The organism is Streptomyces sp. YIM 121038 (assembly GCF_006088715.1).
Taxonomy (GTDB): Bacteria; Actinomycetota; Actinomycetes; order Streptomycetales; family Streptomycetaceae; genus Streptomyces.
Genome location: NZ_CP030771.1, coordinates 511,669 through 527,014 on the forward strand (window position 1 = coordinate 511,669; position 15,346 = coordinate 527,014).

15 protein-coding genes and 1 pseudogene are annotated in these 15,346 nt (G+C 73.8%); 10 read left to right on the forward strand and 6 right to left on the reverse strand.

Annotated features, from left to right (window positions below):
* The first annotated feature begins 18 nt into the window (after positions 1-18).
* The 10 genes from C9F11_RS02145 (at position 19) to C9F11_RS02190 (ending at position 11,272) form a co-directional block, all read left to right on the forward strand.
* Positions 19-468 carry a GPW/gp25 family protein gene (locus tag C9F11_RS02145; RefSeq protein WP_138957625.1) on the forward strand — a complete coding sequence of 150 codons (450 nt, stop codon included), beginning with the start codon at positions 19-21 and terminating at the stop codon, positions 466-468.
* Complete coding sequence (locus tag C9F11_RS02150) at positions 468-2,426, forward strand: putative baseplate assembly protein (protein ID WP_138957626.1); 1,959 nt, start codon at positions 468-470, stop codon at positions 2,424-2,426. The genes C9F11_RS02145 and C9F11_RS02150 overlap by 1 nt, the downstream gene beginning before the upstream one ends.
* A gap of 28 nt (positions 2,427-2,454) precedes the next feature.
* Positions 2,455-3,012 carry a phage tail protein gene (locus C9F11_RS02155; RefSeq protein ID WP_138957627.1) on the forward strand — a complete coding sequence of 186 codons (558 nt, stop codon included), beginning with the start codon at positions 2,455-2,457 and terminating at the stop codon, positions 3,010-3,012.
* Positions 3,009-4,337, forward strand: a complete 1,329-nt coding sequence (locus C9F11_RS02160; RefSeq protein ID WP_138957628.1) for a discoidin domain-containing protein — start codon at positions 3,009-3,011, stop codon at positions 4,335-4,337. Before C9F11_RS02155 ends, C9F11_RS02160 begins: the two co-directional genes overlap by 4 nt.
* A gap of 178 nt (positions 4,338-4,515) precedes the next feature.
* Complete coding sequence (locus C9F11_RS02165; protein ID WP_138957629.1) at positions 4,516-6,531, forward strand: FAD/NAD(P)-binding protein; 2,016 nt, start codon at positions 4,516-4,518, stop codon at positions 6,529-6,531.
* Positions 6,532-6,549: 18 nt separating this feature from the next.
* Positions 6,550-7,326: an L-iditol 2-dehydrogenase gene (locus C9F11_RS02170; protein ID WP_138957630.1), complete on the forward strand. Its 777-nt coding sequence runs from the start codon at positions 6,550-6,552 to the stop codon at positions 7,324-7,326.
* Positions 7,327-7,360: 34 nt separating this feature from the next.
* Complete coding sequence (locus C9F11_RS02175; RefSeq protein ID WP_138957631.1) at positions 7,361-8,731, forward strand: glycosyltransferase family 4 protein; 1,371 nt, start codon at positions 7,361-7,363, stop codon at positions 8,729-8,731.
* Positions 8,732-8,742: 11 nt separating this feature from the next.
* On the forward strand, positions 8,743-9,927 hold the full coding sequence (locus tag C9F11_RS02180) for an MFS transporter (RefSeq protein ID WP_138957632.1): 1,185 nt from the start codon (positions 8,743-8,745) through the stop codon (positions 9,925-9,927).
* A complete protein-coding gene (locus C9F11_RS02185) occupies positions 9,924-10,736 on the forward strand; it encodes an acetoacetate decarboxylase family protein (RefSeq protein WP_138957633.1) in 813 nt (270 codons plus the stop codon). Before C9F11_RS02180 ends, C9F11_RS02185 begins: the two co-directional genes overlap by 4 nt.
* A complete protein-coding gene (locus C9F11_RS02190; protein WP_138957634.1) occupies positions 10,733-11,272 on the forward strand; it encodes a 5'(3')-deoxyribonucleotidase in 540 nt (179 codons plus the stop codon). The genes C9F11_RS02185 and C9F11_RS02190 overlap by 4 nt, the downstream gene beginning before the upstream one ends.
* 77 nt (positions 11,273-11,349) lie before the next feature.
* Here C9F11_RS02190 and C9F11_RS02195 read toward each other — a convergent pair whose 3' ends face one another.
* From C9F11_RS02195 to C9F11_RS02220, 6 genes and pseudogenes are all read right to left on the reverse strand, one after another.
* Positions 11,350-11,763, reverse strand: coding sequence for an ANTAR domain-containing protein (locus C9F11_RS02195; protein ID WP_138957635.1), 414 nt, complete (start codon positions 11,761-11,763; stop codon positions 11,350-11,352).
* Positions 11,764-11,866: 103 nt separating this feature from the next.
* The gene (locus C9F11_RS02200) at positions 11,867-12,256 is read right to left on the reverse strand and encodes a response regulator (RefSeq protein ID WP_171075612.1); all 390 of its coding nucleotides are present in this window, start codon (positions 12,254-12,256) and stop codon (positions 11,867-11,869) included.
* Between the two features lie 387 nt (positions 12,257-12,643).
* Entirely contained in the window at positions 12,644-12,871 is a 228-nt protein-coding gene (locus C9F11_RS02205; protein WP_138957637.1) for a DUF5133 domain-containing protein, read from the reverse strand.
* A gap of 118 nt (positions 12,872-12,989) precedes the next feature.
* On the reverse strand, positions 12,990-13,166 hold the full coding sequence (locus C9F11_RS48455) for a CsbD family protein (protein WP_269078124.1): 177 nt from the start codon (positions 13,164-13,166) through the stop codon (positions 12,990-12,992).
* 38 nt (positions 13,167-13,204) lie between these two features.
* Positions 13,205-14,497: a carboxylesterase family protein gene (locus tag C9F11_RS02215; RefSeq protein WP_138957639.1), complete on the reverse strand. Its 1,293-nt coding sequence runs from the start codon at positions 14,495-14,497 to the stop codon at positions 13,205-13,207.
* 21 nt (positions 14,498-14,518) lie between these two features.
* A pseudogene (locus tag C9F11_RS02220) lies at positions 14,519-15,334 on the reverse strand (MBL fold metallo-hydrolase); the annotation flags it as partial.
* Between the last annotated feature and the right edge of the window lie 12 nt (positions 15,335-15,346).

The following is a 15,346-nucleotide window of genomic DNA, read 5'->3' on the forward strand; positions in this document are numbered from 1 at the left end:
GAGGACAGGTGATCCCTGATGGCCGAACAGTTCGTCGGCTCCGGCTGGGCGTTCCCGCTGCGCATCGGGCCCACCGGCGGCATCGCCCTGGTCAGCGGGGAGCGCGAGATCGAGGAGGCCATCCGGCTCGTCCTCGCCACCGCGCCCGGCGAGCGGCCGATGCGCCCGGAGTTCGGCTGCGCCATCCACGACCTGGTGTTCGCCCCGGTCAACGAGCAGACCGCGGGCCGCATCCAGCACGAGGTGCACCTGAGCCTGGACCGCTGGGAGCCGCGCATCGAGGTCCGGAGCGTGGAGGTCAGCACGGGCACCGACCAGAGCGTGCTCTACATCGACGTCCGCTACGCGATCCGCGGCACGAACAACCCGCGCAGCCTCGTCTTCCCCTTCTACGTCATTCCCTCCCACGAGGAGCCCGGGGCCCCGGAGGCGCCCGCCGGCCCCGGCTCCCCCGAAAGCGACCGCTGATGCCCCTGCACTCCCCCAACCTCGACGACCGCCGCTTCCAGCAGTTCGTCGACGACGCCAAGCGCTACATCCAGCAGCGCGCCCCGGAGTGGACCGACCACAACGTCTCCGATCCCGGCGTGACCCTCGTCGAGACGGTCGCGCACATGGCCGACCAGATCGTCTACCGGCTCAACCGCGTACCGGAGAAGAACCACCTGGCCTTCCTCGACCTGGTCGGCATCACGCTGTTCCCGCCGACCGCCGCGCGTACGGACGTCACGTTCTGGCTCTCGGCGCCCCGGGAGGAGGCGGTGGCGGTGCCGGTCGGAACCGAGGTGACCACGCTGCGCACGGAAGCCGAGGACGCGGTCGTCTTCGCCACCGAGCGGGAGCTGCGGATCGTGCCCTGCGCGCTGGCGCGCCTGGTGGTGCAGCGCCGCGGCGAGGCCGTCTCCGACCGGAGTGCCGACCTCGCCGAGGGCAACGACGTGCTGTGCTTCGCCGAGGCGCCGCAGCCGGGCGACTGCCTGCTGTTCGGCCTGACGGCGGCCGTCCCGCACTGCGCCGTCGCGCTGGAACTCGACAGCCGCGTCGACGGCGTCGGCGTCGACCCCCGCCAGCCGCCGCTCGTGTGGGAGGCCTGGACCGCGGACGGCTGGCAGCCGTGCGAGGTCCACCGCGACACCACCGGCGGCCTCAACCGGCCCGGGGACGTGATCCTGCACGTGCCCGGCGGCCACGTCCTGTCCCGCAACGCGGGCCACGAGGGCGGCTGGCTGCGCTGCCGCGTCACCGAGCCCCTGGCGAACCAGCCCTTCTACGCCGCCTCGCCGACGGTGCGTGCCGCGGAGGGCTGCACGGTCGGCGGCACCACCCGGGTGGTCCACGCCGAGACGGTGTACGACGAGGCCCTCGGCGAGACCACGGGGCTCCCCGGGCAGCGCCTGCGGCTCGCCCACGCGCCGGTCGTCGGTGACGACCCGCCGGTGCTGCTCCAGACCGCCGAGCACGACGGCTGGCAGGACTGGACGGTGGTTCCGCACTTCGCCGAGTCCCGCCCGGACGACCGGCACATCACCCTCGACGCGGCCACCGGCGACATCGCCTTCGGCCCCGCGGTCCGCGAACCCGACGGCTCCCTGCGCCAGTACGGCCTCGTCGCCCCCAAGGGGGCGGTCGTCCGCGCCCGCCGCTACCGCACCGGCGGCGGCCGGACCGGTAACGTGGCGCGCGGCGCGATACGCGTCCTGCGCACCTCCATCCCGTACGTCACCGAGGTCGTGAACGCGGAGGCCGCGCACGGCGGCGTCGACGGCGAGACGGTCGAGGAGGCCAAGGTCCGGGCGCCGATCACGCTCCGCGCCCAGGAGCGCGCCGTGACGCTGCGCGACTACGAGGAGCTCGCCCGCCGTGCCGCCCCGGAGACCGCCCGCATCACGTGCCTGGAGGGCAGGGTCGACGACTACGGGGCGCACGCGGTGCGCGTCCTCGTCGTGCCGCAGGCCGTGCCCGACCCCGGCGGGCGGCTCCGCTTCGAGCAACTCGTGCCGGGCGACGCCCTGTTGGAGCGCATCACCCGCCACCTCGACGAGCGCCGCCTCATCGGCACCAGGCTGGCCGTGGGCCCGCCGTACTACCAGGGCGTCACCGTGGTGGCCACGGTCCACGCCTTCCGCGGGGTGGAGACCGACCAGGTGCGGCGCGCGGCCCACGACGCCCTGTACCGCCATCTCGACCCGCTGACCGGTGGCGCGGACGGCCGCGGCTGGCCCTTCGGCCGTCCGGTCCAGGCGGGCGAGGTCTTCGCCGTGCTGCAACGGGTGCCCGGCGTCGAGCTGGTCGACGAGGTCGTCCTGCACCCCGCCGACCCGCTGACCGGCAAGCGCGGCGACCCGACCGGCCGCATCGACCTGGAGCGGTCCGCCCTGGTGTTCTCCTTCGACCACCGCGTCCGCGTGATCGGAGACGCCGCATGAGGCGCCCGCCGCACCCGGGAGGCAGCCGATGAGAGGGTCGGTCGACGGCCTCGGCTCCTCCGCGCCGATCGGCACGATGCTCCCCGCCGTCTTCGCCGACGACGACCTCGCCCAGCGCTTCGTCGGGGGCCTCGACGACGTCCTCGCGCCGATCCTCAACGTCCTCGACTGCCTGGACTCCTACTTCGACCCCGCCCTCACCCCGGTCGACTTCGCCCAGTGGCTGAGCGTCTGGGTCGGGGCGGAGACCGACGGCACCGAACCCGAGGCACGGCTGCGCGCCGCCGTGGCCGCCGCCGCGAGCCTGCACCGCCTGCGGGGCACGCCGCGGGGCCTGTCGGAGGCGGTCCGGCTCGCGTTCGGCACCGAGCCGGAGATCACGGAGAGCGGGGGCGCCGCGTGGAGCGCGCGCCCCCGCGGCCCCCTGCCCGGCAGACCGCGCCCCCATCTGCACGTCACCCTCCGGCTGCCCGAGCCCACTCCGGCGGACACCCACCGCCTGGACGGGCTCGTGGCCGCCGCCCGTCCCGCACACATGCCCTACACCGTCACCGTGACGGCCGCTGAAAGGACCCTCGAACGATGACCACGCAGAACTGCGCCGAGTGCGACTCCCGCGTGGAACCCGGGCAGTCGTTCTGCGATGCCTGCGGTGCGGTCCTGAGCTGGGACCGGGCGGGGGCGCGCAGCGCGGCGCCGACGGCGTCCGGCCCCGGGTCCGGCCCGGCCCCGGCCCCGGCCTCCGGGAGCGGCTCCGGCTCTGGCTCCGGCTCCGGCTGGGACGCCTCCGCCCACGCCGCCGGGCCCGCGCCCGCGACGGGCCCGCCCCGGGGCGCGCCGTCGCACGGGGCCCCGGGACACGGCGCGGGCGTCGGCGCCGCCGGGCCCGCTCCCTTCGCCGCGGCGACCGGCGCGGCCCCCGGCGGGCCCCCGTACCCGTCCGGCGACCCGGACCTGACGGACACCACCCCCCACACCCCGGCGGCCGACCCCGGCGCCCTGTCCGACCGGGCGCGTTCCCTGCTCGTCCCCGTCTCCGAGCCGGAGGCCGGGCCCGCCGGGCCCCCGCCGTCCGTGGCCCCGGTCCTGCCGGGGCGGCCCGACACCGAGCGGCCGCGCGTACGCGTCCCCGGGCCGCAGCAGGGAACCGGGCACGGCGCGTCCTGCCCCTGGTGCGCCACGCCGAACCACCCCGAGCGCCACTTCTGCGCCCGCTGCGCGATGCCGCTGGCCGAACGCGCCGGGCGCGGCGAAGGACCGCCCGCCCACCGCCCCTGGTGGCGGCGTCTCTTCGGCCCCGACAGGAACGAGACCCCGTGGGCGGGCGACCGCCCCCGGCTCCGCCGCGTGTTCGACCGCGTCGGCACCTGGGTCACCGCGGCCATCGTGCTGCCGCTGCTCGTCTTCGGCGCGGTGAACATCCCCGACGGGGTCCAGGCCACGCGTGACCACTTCGCCAAGCGCGCCCCGGTCGAGCCGGACGGGATCCGCGCCTCGCGGTCCTACGAGGGGCACGGCCCGAAGCTGGCCTTCGACAAGCTCAACAACACCTGGTGGGGCCCCGGGGTCGCGCAGTCGGGCCAGGGCGAGTGGATCGAGGTGAGCTTCGCCCGGCCGACCCGCCTCCTCGACGTCATCATCACGCCGGGCATGTCGATCCGCGCCGACCAGCTCGGCAAGTCGGCGCTGCCGCACCGCGTCAAGGCGACCATCACCAGGAAGGACGGCTCGACCGTGACCCGCGAACTCACCCTGGACCCGGGCGCGGGCGGCCAGCGCCGCGCCTTCCGCGTCGGCGAGGTCACCCGGGTCCGCTTCACCGTCGAGTCGGCGCACGCCGCCTCCGACAAGAAGCAGGTGGCCATCGCCGAGATCGAGCTCTTCGGCCGCTCCGGCAGCGACCGGTCCTGACCGGAGCAATCGCCTCCGCCCCCCCCCGGGCCCTCGCCGGGGAGTGACGACTTCGGCGAGTTGCCACGGTGAAACGGGCTTCCTTGCCCGCCCCCGAGCCCGCCCAGAATGCTGAACGCGCCACCGGGCCGATGACTGCTCACTTTCCTGAGGGGGGATTCCGGTGCCTGGAGTCAGCGTGCGCGTACCGGTGGACGACCGGACTCCCGGTCCCGCACCGCTCGCGGCCCAGCAGGCGCGGGCCGGGAGCCCGGACCCCGCACCGGCCGGCCTCGGGGGCGGATACGCGGTCGCCGTGGTGGGCACGGGCCCGCGCGGCATCTCCATCCTCGAACGCCTGGGGGCGCGGCTGCTCGGCAAGCGGCCCGCGCGCCCCCTCACCCTCTACGCCATCGACGCGGACGAGGTCGGCTCCGGCCGGGTCTGGCGTTCGGGCCAGCCGCGGTGGCTCTCCATGAACAACCGCTGCGGCGAGGTCACCATGTTCTCGGGCCCCGCGGACGACGGCGCCTGGCGTCCCGGCGCCGGGCCGACGTTCGCCCAGTGGTGGCAGCGCGTGGACGCCCGCTTCCCCGGGCCCGACGCGTACGCGCCCCGCAGCCTCTACGGCCGCTATCTGCGCTTCGTCCTCGACGTCGTGGAGACGAACCTGCCGCCCGACGTGCGCCTGGTCCGCGTTCCCGGCCTGGTCAGCGGCATCGACGAGCGCGACGGACGGTTCGAACTGCGCGTCGGGGACCGGAGGATCGCCTGCGACCAGGTCGCCGTCTGCAGCGGCCATCCGCGCGAGCAGCCGGAGCGCCCGGCCCGCGCGGGGCGGGCCGCCGCGGAACGGCCGCAGCGCCGGGCGCCCGCGCGCTCCTTCGACGGCACCGGGCGCCTGGGGGTGCTGCCCGGCAGCGTGATCGGCATCCGCGGGCTCGGCCTCACCTTCCACGACGTCGTCGCCATGCTGACGGTCGGCCGCGGCGGCCGCTTCGCCGGGCAGGGCCGTGACTGCGTGTACGTACCGAGCGGGGACGAGCCCGACCTCATCGTGGCCGGTTCGCGCAGCGCGCTGCCCATCCCGACGCGCGGTGCCGCGCAGCGGCCGTTCGACTTCCGGTACGCGCCCCGCCTCTTCACGCCCGAGCTGATCGCCCGCCTCCGGGCGGCGGGACCGCTCGACTTCCGCACGGACGTGTCGCCCTGGCTCCTGGCCGAGGTGAACCTCGCCTTCTGGCAGCGGCGCCTCGCCCCGGACTCGTTCGCGGTCCTGGAGCGGCAGCTCGCGAGCCTTCCGTCCGCCGGTGTCGAGGTGATGCACAGGCTCCGGCGGACGGCGGCCGACCTCGGCTGCGCCGAGGTGCTGTCCCTGGAGGACCTCGCCCATCCGTTCCGGGGACGTGCCTTCGCCGACCAGGACGCGTTCCGCGGCGAGCTCGGACGGCTCCTCGCACGCGACGTGGACGAGGCGATGCGCGGCGAGGTCGACGGTGCCCTCAAGGCCGCCATGGAGGTGCTCCGGGACGTACGGCCGACGGTGCGGGCCGCCGTGGACTTCGGAGGTCTCACGGCCGCGTCCCACAAGGACTTCGTGGAGCGCGTCGGCCCGATGCTCGCCTTCCTGTCGACCGGTCCTTCCGCCGTACGGACCTGCCAGCTGATCGCACTGATGCGCAGCGGGCTGCTCGAAGTCCTCGGGCCCCAGGCCCGGTTCACGGCGCACGACGACGGCTTCGTCGGCCATTCGCCGCTGGTCGAGGGCTACAGCGTCTTCTGCTCGGACGTCATCGACGCCCGCATCCCGCAGCCCGACATCGAGAGGGACCCGGGGCCGCTGGCCGAGAAGCAGCGGGACGCGGGGGCCTGGCGCCCGCACGTGTGCGCCGGCGACCCGGCGTTCCGCACGGGCGGCGTCGACGTCACCACCGCGCCCTACCACCCCATCGCGGCCGACGGCTCGGTGGAGCGCCGGATGTACGTGCTCGGCATCCCGACGGAGTCCACGCGCTGGTTCATGCAGGTCGGCATCGGCCGGCCAGGGCCCTGGGGCGAGTTCTTCCGCGACGCGGACACGATCGCCCGCGCGGCCCTGGACACGGTCGAGCTGACCGGCCTGCCCGCCGAGGACGGCACGCCCCTCGGGCCGCGCGACATGGACTACTGCTTCGGCCCGCAACACCCGGACGGGGCCTCTCCTTCTGCCCGCTGAAACCCATGGAGGTGTGTCGTGGAAAGCAAGGTCCTCAACGACAAGGTGGCGGTGGTCACCGGCGCGGCCCGAGGCATCGGCCGGGCGATCGCGCGGCGGTACGTCGAGGAAGGCGCGCTCGTCGCCATCGCCGACGTCGACGCCGTGGCGGCCGAGAAGACCGCGGCGGACCTGGGCGAGCGGGCCTCGGCCTTCGCCTGGGACGTCGCGGACACGTCCGCCGCGCAGGCCATGGTGGAACGGGTGGCCACCCGCTTCGGCAGGATCGACATCCTCGTCAACAACGCGGGCGTCTTCGACATGCAGCCGCTCCTGGAGATCACCGAGGCCGAGTACGACCGGGTCTTCGACATCAATGTGAAGGGCCTGCTCTTCACCCTCCAGGCGGTCGCCAAGGACATGGTCGACCGCGGCGTACACGGCAAGATCATCAACATCGCGTCCCAGGCCGGGCGCAGGGGCGAGCCGCTCGTCGCGGTGTACTGCGCGAGCAAGGCCGCGGTCATCAGCCTCACGCAGTCCGCGGGCCTCGCCCTGATCCGGCACGGCATCAACGTCAACGGCATCTCGCCGGGCGTCGTCGACACCTCCTGGGACAACGTCGACGCGCTGTTCGCCAAGTACGAGAACAGGCCGCTCGGCGAGAAGAAGCGCCTGGTCGGCGAGGCCGTGCCGTTCGGGCGCATCGGCCAGGCCGACGACCTCGTGGGCGCCGGGGTGTTCCTGGCCTCGCACCACGCGGACTACGTCGTCGCCCAGACCCTCAACGTCGACGGCGGCAACTGGATGAGCTGACGGGCGGGAACGCCCGCAGGAGACGGAGGCGGTTATGGCGGTACCGGGGCACGACAGGAGCGGAGCGATCGGGGCACCGGCCGGAGGCGGCCCGGGGCACGGCGGCGCGGGGGAGGTGCCGGACGCCGCGCTCGTCGTCGTCTCCATCGACGGCCTGTCCTCGCTCAAGTGCGGCATCGGCTGTGTCGTCCACTGGTTCTTCGAGGCGATCGACGAGATCGTGGCGTCGACCCCGGAGCTGCGGCACGACAACTGGTCGCTGCACGCGCTGAGCCCGCGCCTCGACCCGGCGTCCGACGACTACGCGAGCGACATCGTGGCCGACGTCGCCACCGCCTGCGGCAGGTACCGCGGCGACTTCCGGTGGTTCGACGTGGCGGACAACTCCTCCCTCAAGAGCGTCTGGTCGCTCGACGACGTCGACCGCTGGCGCTCGATGTGCCACAACGCGGCCGCGGAGATCCGCCGGCTCGCCGAGGGCCGCAAGCAGGTGACCGTCCTCGCGCACGGCACGATGTTCGCCACGCTCAGGTCCCATCTGGCGGCCTGGCCCAACGTGCAGCTGATCTACATGACGCACACGCTCGGCCGGGTCTTCCTCGACGCCAACTCGCGCAACAGGACGTCGTACGAGGACGAGGGCTTCGCCCTGATGCGGACCGCGACCCGGGACAGGATCGGCTTCGTCGGCACCTACTACCGCGACGTGCTGCTCACCGAGTACGACCGGCGCGACAAGGACCTGGTCCCGTTCCAGAACGCGGTCTACGTCCGCTCGCGCCGGTTCGGCGAACTCACGGACCCCGCGACGGCGGCCGACCTGGGTCCGGTGCCGGGCGGCAAGCGGCTCGTCTTCTCCTGGGGCCGGTGCGTGCCGCAGAAGGGCTTCGACGTGGTCATCCCCGCGTTCGGCGCCTTCCTGAGCGAGCGCGACGACGCCGAGGACTGGCATCTGGTGCTGCTCGCGCCCCAGGAGGTCGCGGCCTCGGAGTACGTGGCGTCGCTGCACGAGCAGCTGCGCGAACTGCCGCCGGACAGCTACACCTTCGTCGAGCACTTCGAGCCGCTGCTGCCCTTCCGGATCCTGGCCAGCCCGGCCCTGGAGATCTGCGTGTTCGCCTCCCGCTTCGAGGCGGGGCCGCTCACGCTCATCGAGGCCCTCGCGTTCGGCCACGAGGACGTGAGCATCGCGTGGCACGACATCCCGCCGATGCGCCACCTCCTCAGGGACCAGCCCAAGACGTTCGGCTTCGCTCCGCTGCGGGCGCGGGAGATGGCGGGGGCCATGCTGCGGGCGGCGGACGACGGCGGCGGGATCGTCAAGGGCAGCGTCATCGACTTCGCGACGAGCATGTCGACCGGCCTCTCGGCCTCCTTGGGCTGGTGGGACACCTCCGAAGCGTGAAGGAGATCAGCATGATCCGCCTGTGCGCGGCCCTGTTCTGCGTGTTCGGCTTCACGCTCGGCAGCTGGCAGGCGTCGCTCCCCGACCTCGTGCGCGATCTGGACATGTCTCCCCTGGAACTGGGCCTGTGTCTGACCGTCGGGTTCGCCGGAGCGCTTCCCGCGATGTTCATGGGCGGCCGTCTCATCGCCAGGTTCGGCGCCAAGGGGCTGCTCATGGCGGGGGCGACCGGCATGGCGGCCGCGCTCGTGGGCGTGGGGTTCACGGGCTCGTACGTCGTGCTCGTCCCGCTGGTGCTCGTGCTGCTCGGCTGCCAGGGCTCCTTCGACGTCGCGATCAACGCGGTGGCGATCGCCATCGAGCAGCGCTCGGGCCGGCAGATCCTCGCCTTCGTGCACGGGGCGTTCAGCCTGTCCGCCGCGGCGGGGGCGCTGAGCTTCGGCGCCTACCGGTCGCTCGGCTTCCGCGTCGGCTACTTCGGGGTCGCGGTCGTCCTCGCCCTCTTCGTGTGGTGCATGACGCGCTGGCACGCCCTGCCCGAGGCCAGGTCGGCGCCCGCGCCCGCGTCCGCACCGCGGGAGCGCCGCGTCCTGCTGGGGGCCGACGTCCTCCTGGTCGCCGGGATCGTCGGCGTCTCCTTCCTCGGCTCGGGGGTCCTGGAGAACTGGTCCGCGATCTACGTCCGGGACACGGTCAGCGACCTGGCCGTCATCAGCTCCGTCGGCCTCGCGAGCTTCCACGGCGCGATGGGGCTCGGCCGTGTCCTGACGTCCGCGGTGCTGCGCCGCGTCGACCGGCTGACGACCATCGCCGCGTGCGGGCTCCTGATGGCGGTCGCCATGGTGTGGTCGCTGTGCGCGCCGGGCCCGGTGCAGGCGGTGGCGGCGCTCTTCCTCGTCGGGATCCTGCTGTCCGGCATCGCGCCGATCGGCTTCTCGGTCGCCGGGGACCTGCGGCCCGACCGGGTCGGCGAGGTGAGCTCCACCGTGGCGATCGCCGGGTACGCGAGCTTCCTCGTGGGGCCGGTCCTCGTCGGCGTCCTGGCGGACCTGCTCGGGCTGCGCGCCGCGCTGGGGTCGGTGGTCGTCGTCGGCGTGGTGATCAGCCTGCTGGCGCTGTTGCTCAAGGGCCAGTCGCAGCAGGCGGGCCCGGTGCACGATCCGGTCGCCGGTCCACTTGAGGGGGCGGAGCGATGAAGTTCGATCCCGGCCACACGTATCGCATGCCGGTGGCGTTCGGGCCGTTGCCCGGCCCGCGTCAGACGCTGCCGGGCTCGCCGTCCCGGGGCGGCGAGGCGTCCATCACCTCGTACGTGCTCCGCTTCCCGACCACGGCCGAGGCCCTCACCGAGCTGCTTCCGCCCGGCTTCGCGCCGCACGGCGAGCCCGTCGTCACCGTCGAGTACACCGAACTGACCGACGTGCCCTGGCTGGCCGGGCGCGGCTACGACACCTTCGCGGTCAAGCTCCCGGTCCGCTTCGAGGGCCGCGAGGACAGGGTGACGGGTTCCTTCGTCGCCGTCGTCTGGGAGAACATGGCCGACCCGATCATCACAGGCCGCGAAGAGCTCGGCTACGCCAAGCTCTTCGCCGATCTGACGTCCCGGCCCGAGGGGCGGGACGCGCACCGCTGTGCGGCGTCCTGGGACGGCCACACCTTCGCGGAGCTGGAGTTCGAGCGCATCACCGAGGTGCGGCCCGAGCCCGCCGCGTCAGCCTCCCAGGGGGGCGTGCTCAACTTCGCCTACGTCCCCGGTGTGGACGCCGGATCGCGGCCCGACCGCGCGGGCGCGGTGCTCACGCCCGCCGTCGACGGCGTGGCGGTCGACCGGCAGGCGACGGCGGTGGGCCGCGTGCGCTTCGTCAGGTCGTCGTGGGAGCAGCTGCCGACCTTCTACAACGTGGTCAACGCGCTGGAGCGGCTGCCGGTCCTCGGCCCCGGCGACTGCGTCGTGCGCCGGCTCCGGCGCAACATCGAGAACCGCGGCCAGAGGCGCCTCGTATGACGGCGCGGGGCAGGAAGGTCCTCGCCGTCGACCTCGACGAGGTGTCGGCCGACACGGTCGCCAAGCGGCTGCGGCGGTACGAGGCCGACCACGGCGAGGCGTTGTCCCGCGCGGCCATCCACGGCAGGCAGATCCGCGACGCCGTGCCTCCCGGGCGCAGGGTCCAGGTCGAGGCGTGCCTCGACGAGCCCGGGTTCTCGCGGGACGTTCCCGTGATGGCGGACGCCCGCCGGGTGCTCCGGGACCTGGCCGAACGCTTCGAGATCGTCTTCGCCACGTCGGCGATGGACCACCCCGTGTCCCTGCACGACCGGTATCTGTGGCTCCAGGAGTCCTTCCCCTTCGTACCGGACCGCGGCTATGTCTTCTGCGGCTCCAAGCAATTCGTCCACGCGGACTACCTGATCGACGACAACCCCCGCAACCTGGAGGTCTTCCCGGGGCGCGGCCTCCTCTTCGACGCGCACCACAACGTGGCCGAGGACCGCTTCCCCCGGCTCTCGTCGTGGCGGGACGTCCACCGGTACTTCGCCTGAAGAAGTCGCGCACGGTGTGGCTGACTCACCCCCTTCCGGGCAACTACGCTCCTGGGAGGGTTCGGCAGTGAGCCCGCCTACCGCTCCCCGCCCCGCGGGTCGGGGAGCGGGACACCTCGGTCGGCTGCCGCGGCCGACGCGACCGGGGCGGTCGGCCGGGGCACGTGCTCCTGGTGCCGCAGGCTCAACTGGCGTGCCAGTTCGCCGCGCAGGGCCGAGGGGAGTTCGGCGGTGTGCGCCCACGCCACGAGCTGTTCGGCCACCGCGCGGAGCTTCGTGTGGGTCCGCATGGAGACTTCCCGCAGCACGTCCCACGCCTCCTGCGGGCTCAGCCCTCCCACCGCGATGACGACGCCGATGGCCTGGTCGACCGGGGCGTGCGCGTGCGCCGCGTGCCGCAGCCGCTCCGCTTCCTCCTCCAGGGCCCGCACCTCGTCCGCACCCGAGGAGGGCGGCGGCTCGGACCCGCCACGGGACACGGCGAACGGCATGGGGGCCTCCGATCCGGGCAGGGCGTGCGTCCGCCTCCAGGCTCCTTGCCCCGGCACGGCTGTGCAACCCCCGTCCGACGTCGAGTGATCCTTGAGCGGCCGGTCAGCCCGCCTCGGGCTCGCGGATCCGCGTGTAGAGGGCGGCGAGGGCCTCCACCTGCGCGCACAGGGCCCAGGGGCTGATCGGTTTGATCAGGAATCCTGCCGCTCCCAGGTGGAAGGCGCGCTCGGCCAGCTCGTCGCTGCGCCCCACCCCGGTGATCAGGATCACGGGCAGCTGCCGGGTCTGGTCGAGGCGGCGCAGATAGCCGAGCACGTCCAGGCCGTCGAGGCCGGGCATCAGCAGGTCCAGGAGCACGACGGCGACGTTCTCGCGCAGCACCGTGCGCAGCGCCTGCTCCCCGCTGGTGGCGCGCAGGACGGGGCGTCCCAGGGGAACGAGCACCTGCTCCATGGCGAAGAGGTTGTCCGCGTGGTCGTCGACGACCAGCACGGCGTACGAGTCCCGCGGTGTGCTCCCCCTGTCGGAGGGCGAGCAACGATGCGGAGCAACGGGTTCCGTAACCGGGGTGCGGGGCACGGGCGGCAGCCTCATGAGCGATGTTCTCCAGATGGCGCGCGAGAGCACGAAGTGGCCGCTGCCTGACCATCTTCCAGGCCGACACCTTAGCGTCGCCCACCGCCCCCGCGCCTCGTTCCAGGGGTTCGTCTCACGATCGGAGGATGTGCCCGGACCGGCCCGTGACCGGCGCGGCCCTTCGCCACCGCAGCCACGTGGTGGCGAAGGGCCCCAGGGCTGTTGCCCCAACCCTGTCCTCCACGAGTCGCCAGCGGGCGTCCTCTCACACGGGTCTTTCGCGGGAATCCCGCGGCAGCGGATTCACGCGTCGAGCAGCGAGTCGTCCTCGGGCCGGGCGCCGGGCAGCCGGTGGCGGGCCGCGATGAGGGCGGCGTCGACGTCACGGGTGCCCGTGGACACGCACAGCGTGTAGGAGACGTCGTCCATGCGCCGGCGGACCTGCGGGCTGCCGTCCTCGGCGTGCAGGATCCGCAGCGTCTCGTACTGTTCCACGAGGTCACGCAGGATCGCGGGGTGGGCCATGAGCATGAGAACCTCCCTAGTCACCGGACTTCCCCGGGTCGCACAGCGACCCGTATGCCCAGGCTCGCGACCGCCATGCGCGAGCCGCCCCGCCGCGAAGGCGGGGCGGCCGTTCAGCGCGTGGTCAGCGGTCGTCGCGGTCCCGGAGGGAGTCGCGGACGCCCTGGGCCTTCTCGCGCGCCTCCTCGGCGGCCTCCCGCATCTTGGCCTTGGCCTGGTCGGTCTTGCCCTCGGCCTCCAGGCGGTCGTTTCCGGTGGCCTTGCCGACCATCTCCTTGGCCTTGCCCTTGGCCTTGTCCACGCCCACGGTCACTCCTCTGGTGGGGTTGGGGACGTCTGTCACGCTAGGGGCGATCCGGGAGGTGTGCATCCGGAGGCGGACCTCCGCCGCGCCCGCCCGCTCCGCGGCCAGGCCCGTCCTTCCTGGCCACGCGGGTCGTCGAGCAGGGTCCACTCCGTGTCGATGCGCATCGTGGCCCTGCGCTCGTCGTCGTACGGGTCCCAGCCCGGGTCGCCGGCCTCGGCGAAGCGGATCCACGTCGCGTGCACGCGGGAGGCGAGAGCCGCGGGGGCCCGGCCCGGACCGAGCAGGGCCGTGGGTCCGTGCAGTTGAGGGAGGTGGGCCAGGTCGAAGACGAAGGGCAGCTCGACCGCGTGGGCGGCGGTGGCGGCGGCCAGGGCCCGGCTGCCCGCGCCGAACAGCGCGTCGCCCATGAGGGCGGAGCGCAGCTCGCCGAAGGACGCCCCCGGGCGGGACGTGCGGTACGTCTCGACGAGACGCTCGGGGTGCGGGTGGGAGCGCGCCGCCACGTCCTCGACGTCCTTGGGCGTCGAGGGGGCGTACTGGTCCACGGGGACCAGGCGGTCGTCGGGGACCGCCGCGAAGGCGTCGGCGCGGGGTTCGATGCCCAGGGCCCCGGCCGCCGCCCGGGTGACGCGGGCGGCCTGCTCAGGGGTGAACGCCCCCAGGCCGCTGCCGCTTTGGGCGATCGCCCGGCCGAAGAGGCCCGCGGCCTCGGGGGCGGCGAGGACGCCCCCGACGAGGGTGGCCCCGGCCGACTGGCCGAAGAGGGTGACGCGCCGCGGGTCGCCGCCGAAGGCGGTGATGTTCTCCCGTACCCAGCGCAGCGCCGCGACGACGTCGAGGAGGCCGCGGTTGGCGGGCGCGCCCGGCACGTCGAGGAACCCGGCGATGCCGAGCCGGTAGTTGAGGGTGACGAGCACGACGCCGTCGCGGGCGAAGGCCGAGCCGTCGTACAGCGCGGACCGCGTCGATCCGGCGACGAAGCCGCGGCCGTGGACGAAGACCATGACGGGCAGGTCTCCGCCCTCGGCGGGCGCCCAGACGTTGACGGTGAGGTAGTCGTCCCCGCGGCTCCAACCGGTGCCGAAGTAGGGGGACATGTCCAGGCCGCCGAGCCCGCGCGCGGACTGCGGGGCGGTGGGCCCCGGCGCGGTGGCGTCGCGCACGCCGTGCCACGGCGCGTGCGGCCGCGGCGGCGCGAAGCGGGCGGCGCCGCGCGGCGGGGCCGCGTAGGGGATGGCGAGGAAGGCGGTGGTGCCGCCCCTGCGCAGGCCGCGCACGAGTCCCTGGGCGGTGGTCACGACGGGGTCGGGGTGTGGGTGGTGCACAGTGGCGCCTCTCCGTGGGGTTCAGGCCCGGTCGGTGTACGGGGCGAAGGGGGCCCAGCCCTTGATGGCGAACGCCTCTCCCTCGCGCGCCACTTCCGCGGCGCCGTGGCCGCCCAGGTGCGCGGGGATCACGAGGGCGTTGTGGTCGGCCGCCCAACCGAGGACCTTGCGGCGGGTGGCGCGGGCGCCCGCGGGGTCCTCGCAGAAGCAGCTGTTGGCGTCGGGTTCGAGGATCTGCACCGGGCTGTGCAGCAGGTCGCCGACGAACACCGCGCGGTCCGTACCGGAGGTGAGGGTCAGGACACAGGAGCCGGGCGTGTGTCCGGGAGCCGCGTCCAGGCGCAGGTCCGCGTCGATCCGGTGGCCGTGTTCCCACAGCAGCGTCTGACCCGCCCGGTGCACCGGGGCCACGCTGTCCTCGAAGACGTTCTGGTTGCCGCGGCCGAGCAGCGGCTGGTGCCCGTTCTCGGGGTTCCAGAAGTCGAAGTCGTCCTTCGGCATCAGATAGGTGGCGTTGGGGAAGGTCGGCACCCAGTCCCGACCTTCCAGGTAGGTGTTCCAGCCGACGTGGTCGACGTGGAGGTGCGTGTTGATGACGAGGTCCACGTCCGCCGGCGCGACACCCGCCCGCGCGAGACGGTCCAGGAAGTCGGTTTCCAGACGGCTCCAGACCGGGGCGCAGGGGCGCTCCTTGTGATTTCCCACGCCGGTGTCGACCAGGGTGGTCCTGCCTCCGCTGCGCAGCAGCCAGGTCTGGATCGCGGACTTCACGGTGCTGGTCCCGGCGTCCAGGAAGTGCGGGCTCAGCCAGGACGCCCCGCCGTCCCACACCTCCTTCGTGGTGCCGGG

Bases quoted from the DNA above. Each gene is read 5' to 3' on its own strand.
- C9F11_RS02145 (WP_138957625.1), top strand. From the start codon at position 19: ATGGCCGAACAGTTCGTCGGCTCCGGCTGGGCGTTCCCGCTGCGCATC.
- C9F11_RS02150 (WP_138957626.1), top strand. From the start codon at position 468: ATGCCCCTGCACTCCCCCAACCTCGACGACCGCCGCTTCCAGCAGTTC.
- C9F11_RS02155 (WP_138957627.1), top strand. From the start codon at position 2,455: ATGAGAGGGTCGGTCGACGGCCTCGGCTCCTCCGCGCCGATCGGCACG.
- C9F11_RS02160 (WP_138957628.1), top strand. From the start codon at position 3,009: ATGACCACGCAGAACTGCGCCGAGTGCGACTCCCGCGTGGAACCCGGG.
- C9F11_RS02175 (WP_138957631.1), top strand. From the start codon at position 7,361: ATGGCGGTACCGGGGCACGACAGGAGCGGAGCGATCGGGGCACCGGCC.
- C9F11_RS02180 (WP_138957632.1), top strand. From the start codon at position 8,743: ATGATCCGCCTGTGCGCGGCCCTGTTCTGCGTGTTCGGCTTCACGCTC.
- C9F11_RS02185 (WP_138957633.1), top strand. From the start codon at position 9,924: ATGAAGTTCGATCCCGGCCACACGTATCGCATGCCGGTGGCGTTCGGG.
- C9F11_RS02190 (WP_138957634.1), top strand. From the start codon at position 10,733: ATGACGGCGCGGGGCAGGAAGGTCCTCGCCGTCGACCTCGACGAGGTG.
- C9F11_RS02195 (WP_138957635.1), bottom strand. From the start codon at position 11,763: ATGCCGTTCGCCGTGTCCCGTGGCGGGTCCGAGCCGCCGCCCTCCTCG.
- C9F11_RS02205 (WP_138957637.1), bottom strand. From the start codon at position 12,871: ATGCTCATGGCCCACCCCGCGATCCTGCGTGACCTCGTGGAACAGTAC.